Origin of the sequence: Actinocorallia aurantiaca, from assembly GCF_039533685.1 — a bacterium.
Classification (GTDB): Bacteria; Actinomycetota; Actinomycetes; order Streptosporangiales; family Streptosporangiaceae; genus Actinocorallia; species Actinocorallia aurantiaca.
In genome coordinates this window covers 98,345-116,675 of the sequence record NZ_BAAATZ010000001.1, presented here as the reverse complement: position 1 = coordinate 116,675, position 18,331 = coordinate 98,345, and the positions used below count along the sequence as shown (strand labels likewise).

The window sequence follows — 18,331 nt, the reverse complement described above, 5'->3', positions numbered from 1 at the left end:
TCGAGCCCGCCGGTCTGTGCCGCCGAGCCCGTTGGCTAGGCTTGCCTGCCGGAGCGGACCGCCGTGATTACCGCACGTGCGGTCATCACCACCCGTCGATCCCTCAAAGGACGTCTCCTCGTGGACCTGTTCGAACATCAGGCGAAGGAACTCTTCGCCGAATACGGCGTACCGGTGCCCACCGGCAAGGTCGCCTTCACCCCGGCAGAGGCCCGGACCTACGCGGAAGAACTCTTCGCGGCCGGCAGCAAGAAGGTCGTCATCAAGGCCCAGGTCAAGACCGGCGGCCGCGGCAAGGCCGGCGGCGTCAAGCTGGCCGACACCGCCGACGAGGCCGAAGCACTCGCGAACCAGATCCTCGGCATGGACATCAAGGGCCACACGGTCCACAAGGTCCTGGTCGAGGAAGGCAGCGCGATCGCGCAGGAGTTCTACTTCTCCTTCCTGCTGGACCGGGCGAACCGCACCTACCTCAGCATCTGCACCGTCGAAGGCGGTGTGGAGATCGAGGACGTGCCGCACGACAAGCTGGCCCTCATCGCGATCGACCCGCTGACCGGCGTGGACGAGGCGAAGGCCCGCGAGATCGTCGTCGCCGGCCGGCTGCCCGAGGTCGCCGTGGACGGCGCCACCGACATCATCGCCAAGCTGTGGCAGGTCTTCGTCAAGGAAGACGCCACGCTCGTCGAGGTCAACCCGCTGATCCTCACCGCCGACGACCAGGTGCGGGCGCTGGACGGCAAGGTCTCCCTGGACGAGAACGCCTCCTTCCGCCAGCCGCGCCAGGCGCAGCTGGAGGACAAGGCCGCGGCCGACCCGCTGGAGGCCAAGGCCAAGGAGAAGGACCTCAACTACGTCAAGCTCGACGGCAGCGTCGGCATCATCGGCAACGGCGCGGGCCTGGTCATGTCCACGCTCGACGTCGTCGCCTACGCCGGCGAGGAGTTCTCGGGCTCGCCGAAGCCCGCGAACTTCCTCGACATCGGCGGCGGCGCGTCCGCCGAGGTCATGGCGGCGGGCCTGGAGATCATCCTCTCCGACCCCGCGGTCAAGTCGATCTTCGTCAACGTCTTCGGCGGCATCACCGCCTGCGACGCGGTCGCCAACGGCATCGTCTCCGCCTACGAGCTGCTCGCCTCTCGCGGCGAGACCGTCGACCGCCCGCTGGTCGTCCGGCTCGACGGCAACAACGCCGAGCTCGGCCGTCAGATCCTCAACGACGCCGCCCTCAAGGGCGTCGAGCAGGTCGAAACCATGGACGACGCGGCCCGCCGCGCCGCCGAACTCGCCGCGGTAGGTGCGTAATGGCCATTTGGCTCACTGAGAACAGCAAGATCATCGTCCAGGGCATCACCGGCGGCGAGGGCTCCAAGCACGCCGCCCGCATGCTGCGCTCGGGCGCGACGGTCGTCGGCGGCGTCAACGCCCGCAAGGCCGGCACCACCATCACCCTCGAGGGCCAGGACCTGCCGGTCTTCGGCACCGTGGCCGAGGCCATCGAGGCCACCGGCGCGGACGTCTCCGTGGTCTTCGTCCCGCCGAAGTTCACCAAGGACGCCGTGGTCGAGGCGGTCGACGCCGAGATCCCGCTGGCCGTGGTGATCACCGAGGGCGTGCCCGTGCAGGACTCCGCCGAGTTCTGGGCGCACGCCATCGCCAAGGGCAACAAGACCCGCATCATCGGTCCGAACTGCCCCGGCATCGCCTCCCCCGGCAAGTCCAACGCCGGCATCATCCCCGCCGACATCACCCCCGGCGGGCGCATCGGCCTGGTGTCCAAGTCCGGCACCCTGACCTACCAGATGATGTTCGAGCTGCGCGACTTCGGCTTCTCGACCTGCGTCGGCATCGGCGGTGACCCGATCATCGGCACCACCCACATCGACGCCCTGCAGGCCTTCCAGGACGACCCCGAGACCGACGCGATCGTGATGATCGGCGAGATCGGCGGCGACGCGGAGGAACGGGCCGCGGCCTACATCGAGAAGAACATCACCAAGCCGGTCGTGGGCTACGTCGCGGGCTTCACCGCCCCCGAGGGCAAGACCATGGGCCACGCGGGCGCCATCGTGTCGGGCTCCTCCGGCACCGCCCAGGCCAAGAAGGAAGCGCTGGAGAAGGTCGGCGTCCGGGTCGGCAAGACCCCGAGCGAGACCGCCCGCCTCATGCGCGAGATCATGAAGAACCTCTAGTCGCGTCGGTCTGGGGGGCGACCCCCAGGCCCCCGTGGGGGGAACAGCCGATCCTCGCTTCGCTGCGGTTGGCTGTTCCCGAGTTTCTCACCAAGACCGCCTTCCCTTTCGCGGGGGAGGCGGTCTTTCTCTTTTCCCGGACGAATGCGACACGCCGTGCGGGCAGGGGCGAAGAGTCCGGCGGGAGTGCCAGCATGACGGGATGAGCAACGTCGAGCAGCCCTCCGGGAAACGCAGGCTCCGGGTCGTCCGGGACAACGACTCGCCGGAGACCCTGGCCGCCGAGAGCCGGGAGACCGCCGAGGCGGTGGCGGAGGACGCCGCGGACGAGCCGGAGCGGACCGGAGGGAAGGGCGGCTCGGGGGAGCGGGCGGACGAGACCGGGGAGCGCCCGCCGCGAGGCGGCGGCGGACCCGCGCGCCCGCTCGCCGTCACCGGAATGGTCGCCGCCGCCTGGTGCATGGGGCTCGGACTCACCGTCCTGACGACGATCACGCTCGTGGGCTGGGTCGCCGCGCCCCGCAGCACGCTCGGACCCGGCCTGCCCGGAGTGTTCCGCACCGCCGTCAACTTCTGGCTGGTGGCCCACCACGCGGGCTTCACCACGTCCGGCGGCCGGGTCGGGCTGCTGCCGCTGGGCCTGATCCTGCTGCCCGCCGGACTGCTCTACCGGGGCGGCGGCTGGATCATCCGGGCCGCCGAACAGCGGTACCGCAGGCGGATCGGCGTGGTCCAGGTCTCCCTGCTGCTGGCCGCGCCCTACGCGACGTTCGCCGTGATGCTGGCGCTGCTCGCCCGCACCCCCAGCCTGGAGGCCTCACCCTGGCAGGCGTTCCTGGCGTGCTTCTCGCTGGCCTTCGTCGCCGGGGGGCTGGGCGCCGCCCGCGCCATCTCCGCGTCCAGGGGCCGGGTGCGCTCGGGCTTCGGGGCGCTGCTGCGGCTGCTGCCCGACCGGCCCAGGTCGGTGGTGACGGGGGTGCTCGGCTCGCTGGCCGTGCTGACCGCCGCGGGCGCGCTCCTGACCGGCGGCTCCCTGGCCTACCACCATGAGGAGGCGGCCGACGTCTACCGGATGCTCGCCCCCGACCTCGTCGGCGGGGTGCTGCTGATGCTCGTGGAGATCGCCTACCTGCCGAACGCCGTCATCTGGGGCATGTCCTTCGCGGTCGGCCCCGGCTTCTCGGTCGGGGCGGGCACCAGCGTCTCGCCCACCGGGGTCTTCCTGGGCGCGCTGCCGTCCTTCCCGCTGCTGGCCGCGCTGCCCGAGCCGGGGCCCGCCCCGGTGGTCTCGCTCTTCGCGCTGCTCGCGCCCTTCCTGGCCGGCGCGGTCGGCGGGGCGCTGACCGTGCGGTCCTTCCCCAGCGCGGTCTACGAGGCGGCCCCCCTGTGGGGGTTCCTGTCGGGCGTGCTGACCGGCGGCGTGATGATGATCCTGGCGGCGCTGTCCGGCGGCCCGCTGGGCGGCCACCGCATGGCCACCATGGGGCCGTCGGCCTGGCAGATCGGGCTGCTGGCCACCCTGGAGGTGGGCCTGGCCGCCGCCTGCTCGGCCTGGCTGGTCAACTGGTGGATGTTCCGGGAGCGCCGCCCCCGCAGGACGAGGCTCGGGAGCCGCCGCGCGGCCGACGCGGCCGCCGACGACGACCGGTACGAGACCGACCAGTACGAGGCGGCCTACGCGGCCGACGAGCGGGAGGGCGTCTACGACGGACAGGGCGCGGACGAGGCCGCTCCCGGGCGGGTCCCACCTGCGCGCTCCGCGGACCCCGTCTCGTTCGTGGACCCCGAGCCCGTGCTGCGCAGGCGGGACTGAGGGCGGCCGGTCAGAACAGGTCCCCGTACTCGCTCAGGCTGCCCCGGGGCATGTTGAGCCGGTCCTCCATCTTCGGCAGCCAGGACTCCTTGCAGGCCTTCTCGTCGATGGTGGTGTTGGCGGTCCGCAGGCACTCCTGGTAGCCGCTCAGCTCGGTCCACAGGACCACCGTCATGGCCAGGATCATCGCCGAGAACAGGGCGCCGGCCAGGCCCGTGACCAGGCCGGCCACGGCTCCCGGGGTGGGGCCGGTCGCCTTGCGGCGGACCTTGACCGCCACCACCACGGCGGTGACCCCGGCGATGACTCCGGCCGGGGCGAAGAAGGGCGTCAACAGCAGGGCCCCGAGGCCGAGCCACAGAGCGCGAAGTCCGGACCGGTCGATGGTGGCCGGGCTCTGCTCGTTCACCGATTTCCTCCAGGTGTCTCGGCGGTGCCGTCACGGTACCGGGCGCTGTGATCCGCGACCGGCGCTGCCGATAGGCTGCGACCGGCGGAAACATCCGCCGAAGGTTCCAGGGATATCCCTGGGCCGTCATTGTCTTCCTTCAGGAGAGTTCCGGTGACCGCCCGGCTTGTCGTTCTCGTCTCCGGTGCGGGGACGAATCTCCAGGCGCTGCTCGAGGCATGCGCGGACCCAGCTTATGGTGCCCAGGTCGTTGCCGTGGGCGCTGACCGTCCTGACATAGCGGGATTGGTCCGGGCGGAAGCGGCTGGAGTGCCCACTTTCGTGGAACAGGTTCGGGATCATCCGACCCGGGAAGCCTGGGACGAGGCCCTGACCGGGGCCGTCGCCGCGCACCGGCCCGACCTGGTGATCTCCGCCGGATTCATGAAGATCCTCGGCCCCCGGTTCCTCGACCGGTTCACCGTGGTCAACACCCACCCGGCGCTGCTGCCGGCCTTCCCCGGCGCGCACGCCGTCCGCGACGCCCTGGCCTACGGGGTCAAGGTCACCGGCTGCACCGTGCACTTCGTGGACTCGGGCGTCGACACCGGGCCGATCATCGCCCAGGAGGCCGTCCCCGTGCGCTGGCACGACGACGAGGACTCGCTGCACGAGCGGATCAAGGAGGTCGAGCGGCGATTGTTCATCGACGTCGTCGGCCGGCTCGTGCGCAACGGCTGGACCGTCCGTGACGACCGTCACGTCTCCATGAAGTGCAAGACCTGCAAGCCTGAGTGAGGCCCGCCGCAGGGCCCGGACGAGCCCGGATCCGAGGCCGACGGCGAACGAGAGAAGGGAACTGTCCGGTGAGCCGGATCGCAATCAAGCGTGCCCTGGTCAGCGTCTACGACAAGACGGGCCTGGAGGAGCTGGCGCGCGGCCTGGACGCGGCCGGCGTCGAGATCGTCTCGACCGGCTCGACCGCCGCGCGCATCGCCGCCGCCGGGGTGCCGGTGCTCAAGGTCGAGGACCTGACCGGCTTCCCCGAGTGCCTGGACGGCCGGGTCAAGACCCTGCACCCCAAGGTCCACGCGGGCATCCTGGCCGACCGCCGCCTGCCCGACCACGTCCGGCAGCTCCAGGAGCTGGACGTCGAGCCGTTCGACCTGGTGGTCGTCAACCTGTACCCCTTCACGCAGACGGTCGCCTCCGGCGCCGGCCCCGACGAGTGCGTCGAGCAGATCGACATCGGCGGCCCGACGATGGTGCGCGCCGCGGCCAAGAACCACCCGTCCGTCGCGGTCGTCACGTCCCCCGACGCCTACGGCGCGGCCCTCGCCGCCGTCGGGGAGGGCGGATTCACGCTGGAGCAGCGGCAGCGCCTGGCCGGTGAGGCGTTCGCGCACACCGCCGCCTACGACGTGGCCGTCGCGTCCTGGTTCGCGAACTTCTACGCGCCGGACGAGACCGCGAAGGACAGCGGCTGGCCGGAGTTCACCGGCTCCACCCACACGCGGCAGGCGGTGCTGCGCTACGGCGAGAACCCGCACCAGCGCGCCGCCCTCTACACCGACGGCTCGGGCGGCGGCCTCGCCGCGGCGGAGCAGCTGCACGGCAAGGAGATGTCGTACAACAACTACGTCGACACCGACGCCGCGCGCCGCAGCGCCTACGACTTCGACGAGCCCGCCGTCGCGATCATCAAGCATGCCAACCCGTGCGGCATCGCCGTCGGCGCCGACATCGCCGAGGCGCACCGCAGGGCGCACGCCTGCGACCCCGTCTCCGCCTACGGCGGCGTGATCGCGGCCAACCGCCCGATCACCGTCGAGGCGGCCCGGCAGATCGCCGAGGTCTTCACCGAGGTCGTCGTGGCCCCCGGCTTCGAGGACGGCGCGCTGGAGATCCTCCAGGCGAAGAAGAACATCCGGCTGCTGGTCGCCGAGGACCTGGTGCGCGAGCCGCGCACCGAGCTGCGCGCCATCAGCGGCGGCCTGCTGTTGCAGGGCTCGGACCTGGTGGCCGAGCCGGGCGACGCCGCCGCGAACTGGGAGCTGAAGGCGGGTCCCGCGGCCCCGGCCGAGGTGCTCGCGGACCTGGAGTTCGCCTGGAAGGCCTGCCGCTCGGTCAAGTCCAACGCCATCCTGCTGGCCTCCGGCGGCGCGTCCGTCGGGGTGGGCATGGGCCAGGTCAACCGGGTCGACTCCTGCCAGCTCGCGGTGAACCGCGCGGGCGAGCGGGCGGTGGGCTCGGTGGCGGCCTCGGACGCCTTCTTCCCCTTCGCCGACGGTCCCGAGGTGCTGATCGCCGGAGGCGTCAAGGCGATCGTCGAGCCGGGCGGCTCGATCCGCGACGACGAGGTCGTCGCCGCATGTGAGAAGGCCGGGATCACCCTTTACTTCACTGGGAACCGACACTTCTTCCACTAGAGTGGTCAAAAGGGAACGCCTTCGGTCAGTCCGGGGGCGTTTCCGCTGATCATGGGGTCCTTGGCCGATCACGGGGTGATCGGAGGACGGCGCTGGTAAGCTCCCGGTGATTCTTGCCCCAAGTGCCTTTTACCTGGAGTCCCCGTGGAATTCCTGATGACCGCCGTGCTGGAGAACTCCGGCACCCTGGCCCAGGGCCGTGAGACGATCGGCCTGGCCGCGGGGGCGCTGGCCGCCATGCTGGCCGCCAACACCGGCTGGAAGGTCACCGACTGGGTACTGGCCCGCCGCCAGAGCCGCCAGAGCGGCGAGAGCGCTCCCTGATCCCGTCCGTGCCACCCGGCACGGGACTCCCCGCTCGTCCTGGAACAATGGGACGACCAAGGCGGAGAGAGAGCGGTGTCGATGAGCGCACGGATTCTGGACGGCAAGGCCACGGCGGCCGAGATCAAGAAGGACCTCCAGCGGCGGGTCTCCGCGCTGAAGGAGCAGGGGATCTCGGTGGGGCTGGGCACTGTCCTGGTCGGCGACGATCCGGGCAGCCACGCCTACGTGGGCATGAAGCACCGCGACTGCGGCGAGGTCGGCATCACCTCGATCCGCCGGGACCTGCCGGCCGACGCCACCCAGGAGCAGGTCGAGCGGGCCGTCGACGAACTCAACGCCGACCCCGCCTGCACCGGGTACATCGTCCAGCTCCCGCTGCCCAGGGGTCTGGACGAGCAGCGGGTACTGGAACTCATCGACCCGGCCAAGGACGCGGACGGGCTGCACCCGGTCAACCTCGGCCGGCTGGTGATGATGAAGGACGCGCCGCTCCCCTGCACGCCCAAGGGCATCGTCGCCCTGCTGCGGCGCTACGAGGTGCCGCTGGACGGCGCGGAGGTCGTGGTCATCGGCCGTGGCCTGACCGTCGGACGCCCGCTCGGCCTGCTGCTGACCCGCCGCAGCGAGAACTCCACGGTGACGCTGTGCCACACCGGCACCCGGGACCTGGTCCGGCACACCCGGCGGGCCGACATCATCGTGGCCGCCGCCGGCGTGCCCGGCCTGATCACCGCCGACATGGTCAAGCCCGGCGCGGCCGTGCTCGACGTCGGGGTCTCCCGGGTCGACGGGAAGCTCGCCGGAGACGTCTCCTTCGCCGTCTCCGAAGTGGCGGGCTGGGTCGCTCCCAACCCCGGAGGGGTGGGCCCCATGACCCGGGCGATGCTTTTGTCCAACGTGGTGGAGTCCGCCGAGTCCGCGGCGGGCGTCACCGCCGAGAGCTGATCGGCTGTCGCCTCCGGGGGGCGCCCCCCGGATCGACTCTTCCTCTCGCCCAGCCGGCCCCTCTGCCGGCTGGGCCCCGTCAGACGACCGCAGTGAAGCGGGGATCGTCCGACCGTCCTTCGGAGGTCTGGGGGTCGCCCCCCAGACCGGCACTGCTTCCCGTGGGTTTCGCTGTCCCGCACTGCCCCGTGCGGGTCCTCCTCAGCTGGCCCGGCGGGTGACGGGGGTCCGCGCGGCGATGCCCGGACGGCGCGGCTCCGGGGGTAGGGGCATGGTGCGCTGTGCCTGCGGCGGCACGGTGACCGTCGGCAGGGGGCGGACCAGGCCCATGGCGATGACCTCGTTGGCCAGACGGGTACGGCGGTTGATGCCCTCCGGGACACGGAACTTCTGGTAGAGGCGAAGCAGGTGCTGCTTCACCGCCGCCTCCGTCACGACCAGCTCGGTCGCGATGTCCTTGGCCGTCGCGGGGGCGACGAACGCCGCGTCCGACAGTGCCGGACGGCACAGCGCCGTCAGCACGTCGATCTCACGGCGGGTGAGTTCGGGCGCCACGGCCCGGCGGAGTTCGACCTCCGGATCCACCTCCTCACGGGGGATGCCCCCCAGCCTGCCCCGGGCGGACCCGAAGCTGATCACGTCTCCGTCTTCGAGGACCCTGCGGGCGATCGGACGTCCGTTGACCCTGGTGCCGTTGCGCGACAGGCCCATGTCGACGACATAGACGTATGGCCCCCGCCGCACCAGTTCAGCGTGCAGCCGGGAGACGCTCGGATCCTCCAGGCGGATGTCCACCCCCTTTCCTCTGCCGACCGTCGTGACGTCGGGACGTAGCGGGATCACCGCGCCACTGTCCTCGATCCGTATGAACGGCCCCTCCACTGTGGTTCCTCCCACTCAGTTAGCGACCCCTGTCGTCGTGGTTACCCGGCGTTGAACCGGTCACACCCACCTACTGGTGGGTAGAACTTTCAACAAGATCTAGTAAAGAATCCAGGCCGTTCACGAGGTCGGAAACCCTCTCGTTATCGGAGAGAAGGCGTTATGTTGTGCGTGTGAAGCTCGTGGTGCAGGTGAAGCTGCTCCCGGACGAGGCCACTCGGGTGGCTCTGCGGGAGACGCTGCGCACTTGCAACCGGGCCGCCGACCACGCCTCCCGCCGCGCGTTCGAGACCGGCGTCACGGGAGGGCGGCCGCTTCAGCGGCTGGTGTACGGCGAGGTGAAGGCGATGGGATTGTCCGCCCAGCCCGCTCTGCACGCCGTGCGTAAGACCGCCGGGGCCTGCGCCACCTTGAAGGCGAACCTGAAGGCCGGTAATTACGGCCGTGAGGGCTCCAAGCGGCGCAAGGCCGTGGAGTCCAAGCCGGTCCGGTTCCGTAAGGACGCCGCCCAGCCGTTCGACGACCGGTGCCTGTCCTGGCAGCTGGAGGCGCGCACCGTTTCGATCTGGACCGTCCGAGGCCGCGTGAGGGGTATTCCGTTCGAGTGCTCGGCGGCCCAACTGGAGATGCTCACCGCCCACCGGCGCGGGGAGTCCGATCTGGTGCTGCGGGGTGGGAGTTGGTATTTGCAGGCGACCTGCGAGGTCCCCGAGCCTGAACTACTCGAGGTGGTCGGCTTTCTGGGCGTGGATCTGGGCATCGTGAACATCGCCACCACCAGTGACGGCGACCGGTATGCAGGTAAGCACCTCAACCAGGTCCGGCACAAGGACCGGCGGCTGCGTCAAAAGCTCCAGAAGAAGGGCACCAAGGCGGCCAAGCGGCTGCTGCGCAAGATCTCCGGCCGGGAGGCGCGTTTCGCGGCCGACACCAACCACTGCATCGCCAAGAAGCTCGTGACCGAGGCTCAACGCACCTGCCGCGGTATCGCCCTGGAAGACCTGGGCGGCATCCGCGACAGGGTACGGCTCCGCAAGCCCCAGTGGGTCACGCTGCATTCCTGGTCGTTCGCGCAACTCGGCGCGTTCGTCTCCTACAAGGCCGCTCGGGCGGGGGTGCCGGTGGTGTTCGTGGACCCCCGCCACACCTCGCAGGGCTGCTCCGCCTGCGGCCACGTCAGCAGACGTAACCGGCCTGATCAGTCCACCTTCCTTTGCACGTCGTGCGGCTTCGCTGAGCACGCCGACGTGAACGCGGGCCGCAACATCGCCCAACGCGGTGCTGCGGTCTGGGCAGTGAGTCACGCTGCCGACGACGCGGCCTGAACCACACCCGCCAGGTGTGAGGAAGAGCTGCAAGCTCGGCCCTTCAGGGCCGAGAAGTTGACCGGATCTGGGTTTGGGATGGTACGGCTAAACTCACGGAGTGATGACAACAGAGCGCCAGGAACGGCCCGCGGGACGGCTCGGAGGGCATGTGCCCTACTTGGTCGTTCTTCTGGGGGTTCTGGGGGGTCTTTTCGCCTCCTGGCAGAACTTCCGGATGGGCGCCTACATCATGGCCGCGTCGATGTTGTGCGGCGCGGCGTTCAGAGCTTTCCTGCCCGAGGAGAGGCTGGGATTCCTCGTCACCCGCAAGAAGGTGACGGACATCACGGTCATGGCCTTGCTGGGACTCGGTCTCGCGCTCTTTGCCTGGACCGCCCGTGGCGGATAAGTGAGAACTTTGTCAATTATCGAAAAGCAGGGGTGCAGGTCTAGACCTCTGACACCCCTTCGATACCCTCCCCATGAGCCTTACAAGGGACCGCAGGGGCGAGGAAAGGGAAGCCACCAGCCATGCCCAAGATCAAAGTAGAGGGACCGATCGTCGAGCTCGACGGCGACGAGATGACCCGGATCATCTGGCAGTTCATCAAGGACCAGCTGATCCTGCCGTACCTCGACGTCGACCTGAAGTACTACGACCTGAGCATCCAGAACCGCGATGCCACGGACGACCAGGTCACCGTCGACGCCGCCAACGCCATCAAGGAGTTCGGCGTCGGCGTCAAGTGCGCGACCATCACCCCCGACGAAGCGCGCGTCGAAGAGTTCGGGCTGAAGAAGATGTGGCGTTCCCCCAATGGAACGATCCGCAACATCCTCGGTGGCGTCGTGTTCCGCGAGCCGATCGTCGTCCAGACGATCCCGCGCCTCGTGCCCGGTTGGACCCAGCCGATCATCATCGGCCGCCACGCCCACGGCGACCAGTACCGCGCCACAGACTTCGTGGTCCCCGGCCCCGGCACCCTGACGATCTCCTACGTGCCCGAGGACGGCTCGGAGCCGATGGAGTTCGAGGTCGCCAAGTTCCCCGGCGGCGGCGTCGCGATGGGCATGTACAACTACGACGACTCGATCCGGGACTTCGCCCGCGCCACCATGCGGTACGCCCTGGACCGCAAGTTCCCGCTCTACATGTCGACGAAGAACACGATCCTCAAGGCCTACGACGGCCGGTTCAAGGACCTGTTCCAGGAGATCTTCGAGGCCGAGTTCAAGGCCGAGTTCGACGCCGCCGGCATCACCTACGAGCACCGCCTGATCGACGACATGGTCGCCGCGGCGCTCAAGTGGGAGGGCGGGTTCGTCTGGGCGACCAAGAACTACGACGGCGACGTCCAGTCCGACATCGTCGCGCAGGGCTTCGGCTCCCTGGGCCTGATGACGTCCGTGCTGATGACCCCGGACGGCAAGACCGTCGAGGCCGAGGCCGCGCACGGCACCGTGACCCGGCACTACCGCCAGCACCAGCAGGGCAAGCCCACCTCCACGAACCCGATCGCCTCGATCTTCGCGTGGACCCGCGGCCTGGCCCACCGGGGCAAGCTGGACGGCACCCCCGAGGTCACCGCCTTCGCCCAGAAGCTCGAGGAGGTCTGCGTCGAGACCGTCGAGTCCGGCCAGATGACCAAGGATTTGGCTTTGCTCGTCGGGCCGGAGACCCCGTGGCTGACCACCGAGGAGTTCCTCCACGCCCTCGACGTCAACCTGCAGAAGAAGATCGCGCAGTAACATGGTGTAGTCGTACTGTGGCCCTGCGTTCGCAGGGATGATCCCGACCTGGCGCTACTGGTCGGGCCCGATACACCGTGGTCCCCGCGTCCGCGGGGATGAAGCCGCGCACCTCACCCGGGGTGTGCGGCTTCTCGCATGTGCCGGGACGATAGCCTGGGAGGCGCAGTATCTCGATACCGAGAGATCCCGCCCTTCTTGGAGTGAGCGAATGACCCGCACCCCTGTCAACGTCACCGTCACCGGCGCGGCCGGCCAGATCGGCTACGCCCTGCTGTTCCGCATCGCGTCCGGCCAGCTGCTGGGCGCCGACGTACCGGTGAAGCTGAGGCTGCTGGAGATTCCCCAGGCGGTCAAGGCCGCCCAGGGCACCGCGATGGAGCTGGACGACTGCGCGTTCCCGCTGCTCGCGGGGATCGACATCTTCGACAACCCGGCCGAGGGTTTCGCGGGCGCGAACATCGCCCTGCTGGTGGGCGCCCGTCCCCGGACCAAGGGCATGGAGCGCGGCGACCTGCTGGAGGCCAACGGCGGGATCTTCGGCCCGCAGGGCAAGGCGATCAACAACGGCGCCGCGGACGACATCCGCGTCCTGGTGGTCGGCAACCCGGCCAACACCAACGCCCTGATCGCCTCCGCCGCCGCCCCGGACGTCCCGGCCGAGCGCTTCACCGCGATGACCCGCCTCGACCACAACCGGGCGCTCTCTCAGCTCGCGGCCAAGACCGGCACCACGGTCGCCGACATCAAGAAGCTGACGATCTGGGGCAACCACTCCGCCACCCAGTACCCCGACATCTTCCACGCCGAGGTCGCGGGCAAGAACGCCGCCGAGGTCGTGAACGACGAGGCCTGGCTGGCCGACACCTTCATCCCGACCGTCGCCAAGCGCGGCGCGGCGATCATCGAGGCGCGCGGCGCCTCCTCGGCCGCCTCGGCCGCCAACGCCGCCGTCGACCACGTCCACGACTGGGTCAACGGCACCCCCGAGGGCGACTGGACGTCGGCCGCGATCCCGTCGGACGGCTCCTACGGCGTCCCCGAGGGCATCATCTCCTCCTTCCCGGTCGTCTCGAAGAACGGCAAGTGGGAGATCGTCCAGGGCCTGGAGATCAACGACTTCTCCCGCTCCCGCATCGACGCCTCGGTCGCCGAGCTCGTCGAGGAGCGCGACGCCGTCAAGGGCCTCGGCCTCCTCTGATCCCCGCACGTCCTTCGAAGAGCCCCGGTGCCGTCGGCACCGGGGCTCTTCGCGTGTGAGGCGAGAATGCGGGGCCCCGGATCCTCAGAACCGGCCCCTGCGGCGGTGGAGGCTTTGCGGGAGGGCCGCTTCGGTCGGGCGGCGGACGAACTCGTCGAGGACGGCTCAGGCGGTGGTGACGGGCGTCCTCCCGCCCGGAGTCAGGCGTGCAGGGCCGAGGCCAGGTCGAGGAGGTGTTCGTCGGAGCCGGGCGGGCCGATGAGGGAGAGGCCCAGGGGGAGGTCGTCCAGGGCGGCGGCGGGGACGGTCAGGGCGGGGGTGCCGGAGAGCGGGGAGAGGCAGGTGTAGGGAAGGAGGCGGGAGCGGTCGCCGGGCTCGGTAAGGAGCGGCGGCGTCATGGGGGCGGTGGGGACGGCCAGGACGCTGCGGCGGAGCCGGGTGTGGAGGAGGGCGGCGGTGCGGGCGAGGACGGTTCGGGCGGTGGCGGCGGCCGAGGGGGTGACCTTCGAGGCGCGGGCGAAGCGGGAGGCCACGCCGGGGCCGAAGTCGGGGGACTCGCGGGTGATCCAGTCGCCGTGGGCGGTCCAGGCCTCGAAGCCCTGAACGGTGCTGTAGGCGGTGACGGCCTCGTCCCAGGCGTCCGGGCCGCGGAAGAGGGGCGTGGGGTCGGGTTTCAGGAGGGGGCGGAGGACGGCCAGGGAGGCGGCGAGGGCCGCCCTGATCTCCGCGGGGACGGGGTGCCACAGGTCGTCGGGGAGAAGGAGCCATTCGGGGGCGGGCTGTTCAGGGCAGGGGTCCAGGAGCGTCGCGGCGGCGGGGCGGAGGACGTCGAGGGTGCGGGTGAGCAGGCCGGGGGCGTCGAAGGACGGGGCCAGCGGGACGCAGCCGTCGCGGGAGACGCGCGAGTGCGTGGGGCGCAGGCCGTAGAGGCCGGTGAAGGCGGCGGGGACGCGGACGGAGCCGGCGGTGTCGGTGCCGAGGCCGATGTCGGCCAGGCCGGAGGCCACGGCCGAGGCGGAGCCGCTGGAGGAGCCGCCGGTCAGGCGGCCGGGCGCGGCGGGGTTGCGGGGCGATCCGTAGTGGTGGTTGGTGCCCGCGAGGCTGAAGGCGAGCTCGTCGGTGTGGACCTTGCCCGCGAAGGACGCGCCGGCGCGGCGGAGGCGGGCGACGGCTTCGGCATCCCGTTCGGGGGCGGGGTGGGTGTCGAGCCAGAGGGGGTTGCCCGCGCCGGTCGGCAGCCCGGCCACGTCTATGACGTCCTTGACGACGAACCGGAGTCCGGCGAGCGGGCCGGTCGGGGAGGCGGACGGCTCGTCGGGGACCGGGGGGAGCCAGGGGATCAGCGGGTCGATTTCGTGCACGGAAGGATTCTCGCCGGTCTCGGCCGGTCCAGGGTCGGCAATGGGCAAGGGCCGGAGTGTCGTGATCACGTTCACGCCCGGTGATCGGTAGCCTGCCCGCCGTGATCGCGGAGCGAGGGGTGTCGGATGCGGCGGGGCGGACGGGTGGGGGCGGTGCTGGTCGTGGTGGTGCTGAGCGGGGCGCTGTCGGGGTCGGCTCGGGCGGAGAGGGCCTCGCTGGGGTTGCGGGTCGAGGCGCGGCCGCAGGGCGCGGTGCGGCCCGGAGGGCTCCTGGACTACCGGATCGAGGTGCGCAATCCCCGTGAGGTCCGGGTGCCCCGGGCGCGGATGACGGTGCGCAAGCCCGGGGGAGTGTCGGTCATCGGCCTGGCGCGGGGCTGCCGGGAGGGGCGCGCGAGGGTGGTGTGCGACCTGGGCGCGCTGCCGCCGCGCGGCCGGAGGAACGTCACGATCTGGGGGATCGTCGATCCCGACGCGAAGGGGCGGCAGCTGCTGGTGGCGCGGGCGGGCGGGACCAGCGCGCGGTCGGTGGTGAAGGTCAGGCCGGGTACCGATCTGGCCGTGTGGATCCGGCCGGAGGGGAAGGTGAGGGCGGGGCGGAGCTTCACGCTGCGGGCCCGGGTGGTCAACCGGGGGCCGCGGACGGCGAGGGGCGTGTGGCTGGCCGCGGGGAACGAGAGCGGCCGCGCGGAGCGGCGGATCGGGGTGCTCGGTCCGGGGAGGTCGGCGTGGCGGAGCTTCTCCTTGAGGGCGCCGGCCGGGACCTCGGGCGTGACAGAGGTCTACGCGACGACCGGAGCGGATCTCACGGGAGACGTTCGTCCGGAGAATAATTCCGCTATTACTACGATTCGGACCCTTCGTCGGTGATTCCCTCTAAGGCGACTCGCGGGAAGTGATCATGCGTTACTGTTTTGCACCTCCTAGGGTCAACTGAGGGAGTTTGGTGTGTTGCGTACTGCCGGAAGGGTTTTGATCGTCACCGGGATGGTGCTGGGGACGGTCCTCCCAGGGTCAGTCGCACAGGCGGCGCCGGTCGCGCCGCAGGGCACGGTCCCGGGCTTGGACGTCAGCGAGTGGCAGGGCGCCAAGGTCAACTGGAAGAAGATCGCCGACGACGGCGCCAAGTTCGTCATCATCCGCGCGACGCGGGGCGTCAGCCCCGTCGACGGCGACCCGAACGCGTACGTCGACAAGTACTTCGCGATCAACCGCGAGGGCGCGCGGGCCAACGGCCTGATCCAGGGCGCCTACCACTTCGCCTCGCCGCACAGGTCGGACGGCGCGAGCCAGGCGGACTTCTTCATCAACAACGGCGGCGGCTGGACGCGCGACGGCAAGAGCCTGCCGGGCGCGCTGGACATGGAGCGCGATCCTTACGCCTCGCTGCCCAAGGTCCAGGGAGTGCGCCAGGACTGCTACAACCTGACGCCCCAGCAGATGATCGACTGGATCAAGAGCTTCAGCCAGCGGTACTTCGTCCGCACCGGCCGCTACCCGTTCATCTACTCCAACCAGTCGTGGTGGAAGAACTGCACGGCCTCGGCGAAGGAGCCGAACGGCACCGCGGCCTTCAACCTCACCAACCCCCTGTGGGTGGCGAACTACAAGGAGAAGGTGACGGCGCCCGCCATGCCGGGCGGCTTCGACAAGTACACGATCTGGCAGTTCTGGAACGGCGACGACAAGCCGAGGTTCCCCGGCGACCAGAACCTCTTCCCCGGTACGTACAAGCAGCTCGTCGCGTTCGCGAAGAAGTCGGACAAGCCCGTCGCGTACGTCGGGGTGAAGGGCAAGGCGGGCAAGCTGCGGCGCGGCAAGAACGCCACCTACGCGATCCAGGTCGGCAACGGCGGCCCCGACGCCAGCGGCAAGGTCACGGTGTACGTCAAGCTGCCCAAGGGCGTGAAGCACCGGAAGGTCTGGACGAAGGCGTGCAAGCGCACCTCCTACGGCCTCAAGTGCGTCTGGTCGAACCTCAAGGACGACCAGCTGGTGAAGTTCAACTACGGCGTGAAGGTCACCAACAGCCTGAAGGTCGGCGCCAAGCCCGTCCTGAAACTCTCGGTGAACGCCCCGGGCGTCCTCGACCCCTACAAGAAGAACAACACCGCGCAGGTGAAGGCGAAGGTCACCAGGTAGTGCCGAGGAGCGGGAAGACCCGGACGGGGCGCCACACCTCGTCCGGGCCGTGCTCGGACAGCCAGAAATCGGTCACTTCGAAGGCGGCGTGGAAGTCGTAGTACTCCTTGAACATCTGGTCCAGCCGCGCGTCGTCGAGGTGCTGGCCGATGGTCACGTGCGGGTGGTAGGGGAACACGAGTTCCCGGTCGAGCGGGGGCCTGCGCAGCTTCTCCTGCAGCAGCCCGCACGGGCCGATGCCCTCGGCGAGGGTGACGAACACCACGGGGGTGACCGGCCGGAAGGTGCCGGTGCCGCGCAGCCGGACCCGGAACGGCGCGGTCATCGCGGCCACCTGGGTCAGGTGCTCCTCGACGAGCGGCCGCTCCTCGTCCGTCACGGGGGTCGGCGGGACCAGGGTGATGTGCGGGGGGACCTTCAGGGCCAGCGGATCCCCGTAGGCCTCCCGGGCCCGCTGCAGGATTCCCGCGTGGGGTTCGGGGATGCTGACCGAGACCCCGATGATCTGGTCGGTCACCGCCGCCTGAGCAACCCGGCGCGCTCCCGGACGACGGCCATGGTCGCCGCCGCGACCTCGGCGGCCCGGTCGGCGCCCTTCGCCAGGATCCGGTCGAGTTCGGCCGGGTCGTTCATCAGTTCCAGGGTGCGTTCCCTGATCGGTCCGAAGGTCTCCAGCGCCACCTCGGCCAGTTCCTTCTTGAGCTGGCCGTAGCCGGCCCCCGCGAAGTGCGCCTCGAGGTCGGGGATCGGGGTGCCGTTCAGCGCGGACAGGACGGTCAGGAGGTTGGAGACGCCGGGCTTGGCCTCCGGGTCGTACTTGATCTCGGTGCCGGTGTCGGTGACCGCGCGCATGATCTTCTTGCGCAGCGGGCCGGGCTCGTCCAGCACGTTGATGATGCCCTGCGGGGAGGAGGCCGACTTGGACATCTTGCGCTCGGGCTCCTGCAGGTCGGTGATCTTGGCGACCGACTTGAGGATGTGGGCGTTCGGCTCGACGAACGTGGGCCCGAAGCGGTGGTTGAACCGGCCGGCCAGGGTGCGGGTGAGCTCCAGGTGCTGGCGCTGGTCCTCGCCCACCGGGACCTGGAAGTCCTTCTCGCCGACCTGCGGGGTGTAGAGCAGGATGTCGGCCGCCTGCAGGATCGGGTAGGTGAACAGGCCGACGCTCGCCGCGGCCGCGCCCTGCTTGGCGGACTTGTCCTTGAACTGCGTCATCCTGGACGCCTCGCCGTAGCCGGTCAGGCAGCTGAGGACCCACTGCAGCTCGGCGTGCTCGAAGACCTGGCTCTGCACGAAGAGCGTGCAGCGGTCGGGGTCGATCCCGGACGCCAGGATCTGGGCGGCCGAGACCCGGGTGCGTCGGAGCAGCACCTCGGGGTCGTACTCGGCGGTCATCGCGTGCAGGTTCGCCAGGAAGTAGAACGCCTCGTGGGTGTCCTGCAGCGGGACCCACTGCCGGACGGCGCCCAGGTAGTTGCCCAGGTGGAAGGAGTCGGCCGTCGGCTGGATGCCGGACAGGACCCGGGGGCGAGTCTGCTCAGTCAACTGTCTTCTTCCTCCGCCTTCGCCGCGACCGCCGGCATGTCGATTCTCCC

Annotated in this window: 18 protein-coding genes; 13 read left to right on the top strand and 5 right to left on the bottom strand. The window is 70.2% G+C overall.

The window, feature by feature from the left end; all coding sequences use genetic code 11:
* Positions 1-120 precede the first annotated feature (120 nt).
* From sucC to ABD327_RS00540, 3 genes are all read left to right on the top strand, one after another.
* A complete protein-coding gene (gene sucC, locus ABD327_RS00550) occupies positions 121-1,305 on the top strand; it encodes an ADP-forming succinate--CoA ligase subunit beta (protein WP_344448033.1) in 1,185 nt (394 codons plus the stop codon).
* On the top strand, positions 1,305-2,192 hold the full coding sequence (gene sucD, locus ABD327_RS00545) for a succinate--CoA ligase subunit alpha (protein WP_344448032.1): 888 nt from the start codon (positions 1,305-1,307) through the stop codon (positions 2,190-2,192). Before sucC ends, sucD begins: the two co-directional genes overlap by 1 nt.
* Before the next feature lie 202 nt (positions 2,193-2,394).
* The gene (locus ABD327_RS00540) at positions 2,395-4,005 is read left to right on the top strand and encodes a cell division protein PerM (RefSeq protein ID WP_344448030.1); all 1,611 of its coding nucleotides are present in this window, start codon (positions 2,395-2,397) and stop codon (positions 4,003-4,005) included.
* A 10-nt stretch (positions 4,006-4,015) separates the two neighbouring features.
* Here the strand turns inward: ABD327_RS00540 and ABD327_RS00535 are convergent, their stop codons facing one another.
* Positions 4,016-4,414 carry a hypothetical protein gene (locus ABD327_RS00535; protein WP_344448029.1) on the bottom strand — a complete coding sequence of 133 codons (399 nt, stop codon included), beginning with the start codon at positions 4,412-4,414 and terminating at the stop codon, positions 4,016-4,018.
* A 153-nt stretch (positions 4,415-4,567) separates the two neighbouring features.
* On the opposite strand from ABD327_RS00535, the gene purN reads away from it, so the two are divergent.
* The 4 genes from purN (at position 4,568) to ABD327_RS00515 (ending at position 8,094) form a co-directional block, all read left to right on the top strand.
* Positions 4,568-5,191 (top strand): phosphoribosylglycinamide formyltransferase, encoded by a 624-nt coding sequence (gene purN, locus ABD327_RS00530; RefSeq protein WP_344448028.1) that lies wholly within the window; start codon positions 4,568-4,570, stop codon positions 5,189-5,191.
* 68 nt (positions 5,192-5,259) lie between these two features.
* Positions 5,260-6,822, top strand: a complete 1,563-nt coding sequence (purH, locus tag ABD327_RS00525) for a bifunctional phosphoribosylaminoimidazolecarboxamide formyltransferase/IMP cyclohydrolase (RefSeq protein ID WP_344448027.1) — start codon at positions 5,260-5,262, stop codon at positions 6,820-6,822.
* 144 nt (positions 6,823-6,966) lie between these two features.
* Positions 6,967-7,146 (top strand): hypothetical protein, encoded by a 180-nt coding sequence (locus ABD327_RS00520; protein WP_344448026.1) that lies wholly within the window; start codon positions 6,967-6,969, stop codon positions 7,144-7,146.
* A gap of 81 nt (positions 7,147-7,227) precedes the next feature.
* Positions 7,228-8,094 (top strand): bifunctional methylenetetrahydrofolate dehydrogenase/methenyltetrahydrofolate cyclohydrolase, encoded by an 867-nt coding sequence (locus tag ABD327_RS00515; RefSeq protein WP_344448025.1) that lies wholly within the window; start codon positions 7,228-7,230, stop codon positions 8,092-8,094.
* A gap of 201 nt (positions 8,095-8,295) precedes the next feature.
* On the opposite strand, the gene ABD327_RS00510 is transcribed toward ABD327_RS00515, so the two are convergent.
* Complete coding sequence (locus tag ABD327_RS00510; RefSeq protein WP_344448024.1) at positions 8,296-8,976, bottom strand: FHA domain-containing protein; 681 nt, start codon at positions 8,974-8,976, stop codon at positions 8,296-8,298.
* 173 nt (positions 8,977-9,149) lie between these two features.
* Between ABD327_RS00510 and ABD327_RS00505 the strand changes: the two genes are divergently transcribed.
* The 4 genes from ABD327_RS00505 (at position 9,150) to ABD327_RS00490 (ending at position 13,233) form a co-directional block, all read left to right on the top strand.
* A complete protein-coding gene (locus ABD327_RS00505) occupies positions 9,150-10,301 on the top strand; it encodes an RNA-guided endonuclease InsQ/TnpB family protein (RefSeq protein WP_344448023.1) in 1,152 nt (383 codons plus the stop codon).
* Positions 10,302-10,404: 103 nt separating this feature from the next.
* Complete coding sequence (locus ABD327_RS00500) at positions 10,405-10,692, top strand: DUF3017 domain-containing protein (protein WP_344448074.1); 288 nt, start codon at positions 10,405-10,407, stop codon at positions 10,690-10,692.
* Positions 10,693-10,814: 122 nt separating this feature from the next.
* Complete coding sequence (locus ABD327_RS00495) at positions 10,815-12,032, top strand: NADP-dependent isocitrate dehydrogenase (RefSeq protein WP_344448022.1); 1,218 nt, start codon at positions 10,815-10,817, stop codon at positions 12,030-12,032.
* 211 nt (positions 12,033-12,243) lie between these two features.
* The gene (locus ABD327_RS00490; RefSeq protein ID WP_344448021.1) at positions 12,244-13,233 is read left to right on the top strand and encodes a malate dehydrogenase; all 990 of its coding nucleotides are present in this window, start codon (positions 12,244-12,246) and stop codon (positions 13,231-13,233) included.
* 200 nt (positions 13,234-13,433) lie between these two features.
* Here the strand turns inward: ABD327_RS00490 and ABD327_RS00485 are convergent, their stop codons facing one another.
* Positions 13,434-14,594: an amidase gene (locus ABD327_RS00485; RefSeq protein WP_344448020.1), complete on the bottom strand. Its 1,161-nt coding sequence runs from the start codon at positions 14,592-14,594 to the stop codon at positions 13,434-13,436.
* Between the two features lie 126 nt (positions 14,595-14,720).
* Here ABD327_RS00485 and ABD327_RS00480 point away from each other — a divergent pair, with 126 nt between their 5' ends.
* The gene (locus tag ABD327_RS00480; RefSeq protein ID WP_344448019.1) at positions 14,721-15,464 is read left to right on the top strand and encodes a hypothetical protein; all 744 of its coding nucleotides are present in this window, start codon (positions 14,721-14,723) and stop codon (positions 15,462-15,464) included.
* 192 nt (positions 15,465-15,656) lie between these two features.
* Positions 15,657-16,736 carry a GH25 family lysozyme gene (locus tag ABD327_RS00475; RefSeq protein WP_344448018.1) on the top strand — a complete coding sequence of 360 codons (1,080 nt, stop codon included), beginning with the start codon at positions 15,657-15,659 and terminating at the stop codon, positions 16,734-16,736.
* Here the strand turns inward: ABD327_RS00475 and ABD327_RS00470 are convergent.
* On the bottom strand, positions 16,726-17,253 hold the full coding sequence (locus ABD327_RS00470) for a 2'-5' RNA ligase family protein (protein ID WP_344448017.1): 528 nt from the start codon (positions 17,251-17,253) through the stop codon (positions 16,726-16,728). The two genes, ABD327_RS00475 and ABD327_RS00470, sit on opposite strands and share 11 nt — an antisense overlap.
* Positions 17,250-18,281, bottom strand: a complete 1,032-nt coding sequence (gene trpS / locus ABD327_RS00465; RefSeq protein ID WP_344448016.1) for a tryptophan--tRNA ligase — start codon at positions 18,279-18,281, stop codon at positions 17,250-17,252. The genes ABD327_RS00470 and trpS overlap by 4 nt, the downstream gene beginning before the upstream one ends.
* Between the last annotated feature and the right edge of the window lie 50 nt (positions 18,282-18,331).

Bases quoted from the DNA above. Each gene is read 5' to 3' on its own strand.
- sucD (WP_344448032.1), top strand. From the start codon at position 1,305: ATGGCCATTTGGCTCACTGAGAACAGCAAGATCATCGTCCAGGGCATC.
- ABD327_RS00500 (WP_344448074.1), top strand. From the start codon at position 10,405: ATGACAACAGAGCGCCAGGAACGGCCCGCGGGACGGCTCGGAGGGCAT.
- ABD327_RS00540 (WP_344448030.1), top strand. From the start codon at position 2,395: ATGAGCAACGTCGAGCAGCCCTCCGGGAAACGCAGGCTCCGGGTCGTC.
- ABD327_RS00480 (WP_344448019.1), top strand. From the start codon at position 14,721: ATGCGGCGGGGCGGACGGGTGGGGGCGGTGCTGGTCGTGGTGGTGCTG.
- ABD327_RS00490 (WP_344448021.1), top strand. From the start codon at position 12,244: ATGACCCGCACCCCTGTCAACGTCACCGTCACCGGCGCGGCCGGCCAG.
- ABD327_RS00515 (WP_344448025.1), top strand. From the start codon at position 7,228: ATGAGCGCACGGATTCTGGACGGCAAGGCCACGGCGGCCGAGATCAAG.
- ABD327_RS00495 (WP_344448022.1), top strand. From the start codon at position 10,815: ATGCCCAAGATCAAAGTAGAGGGACCGATCGTCGAGCTCGACGGCGAC.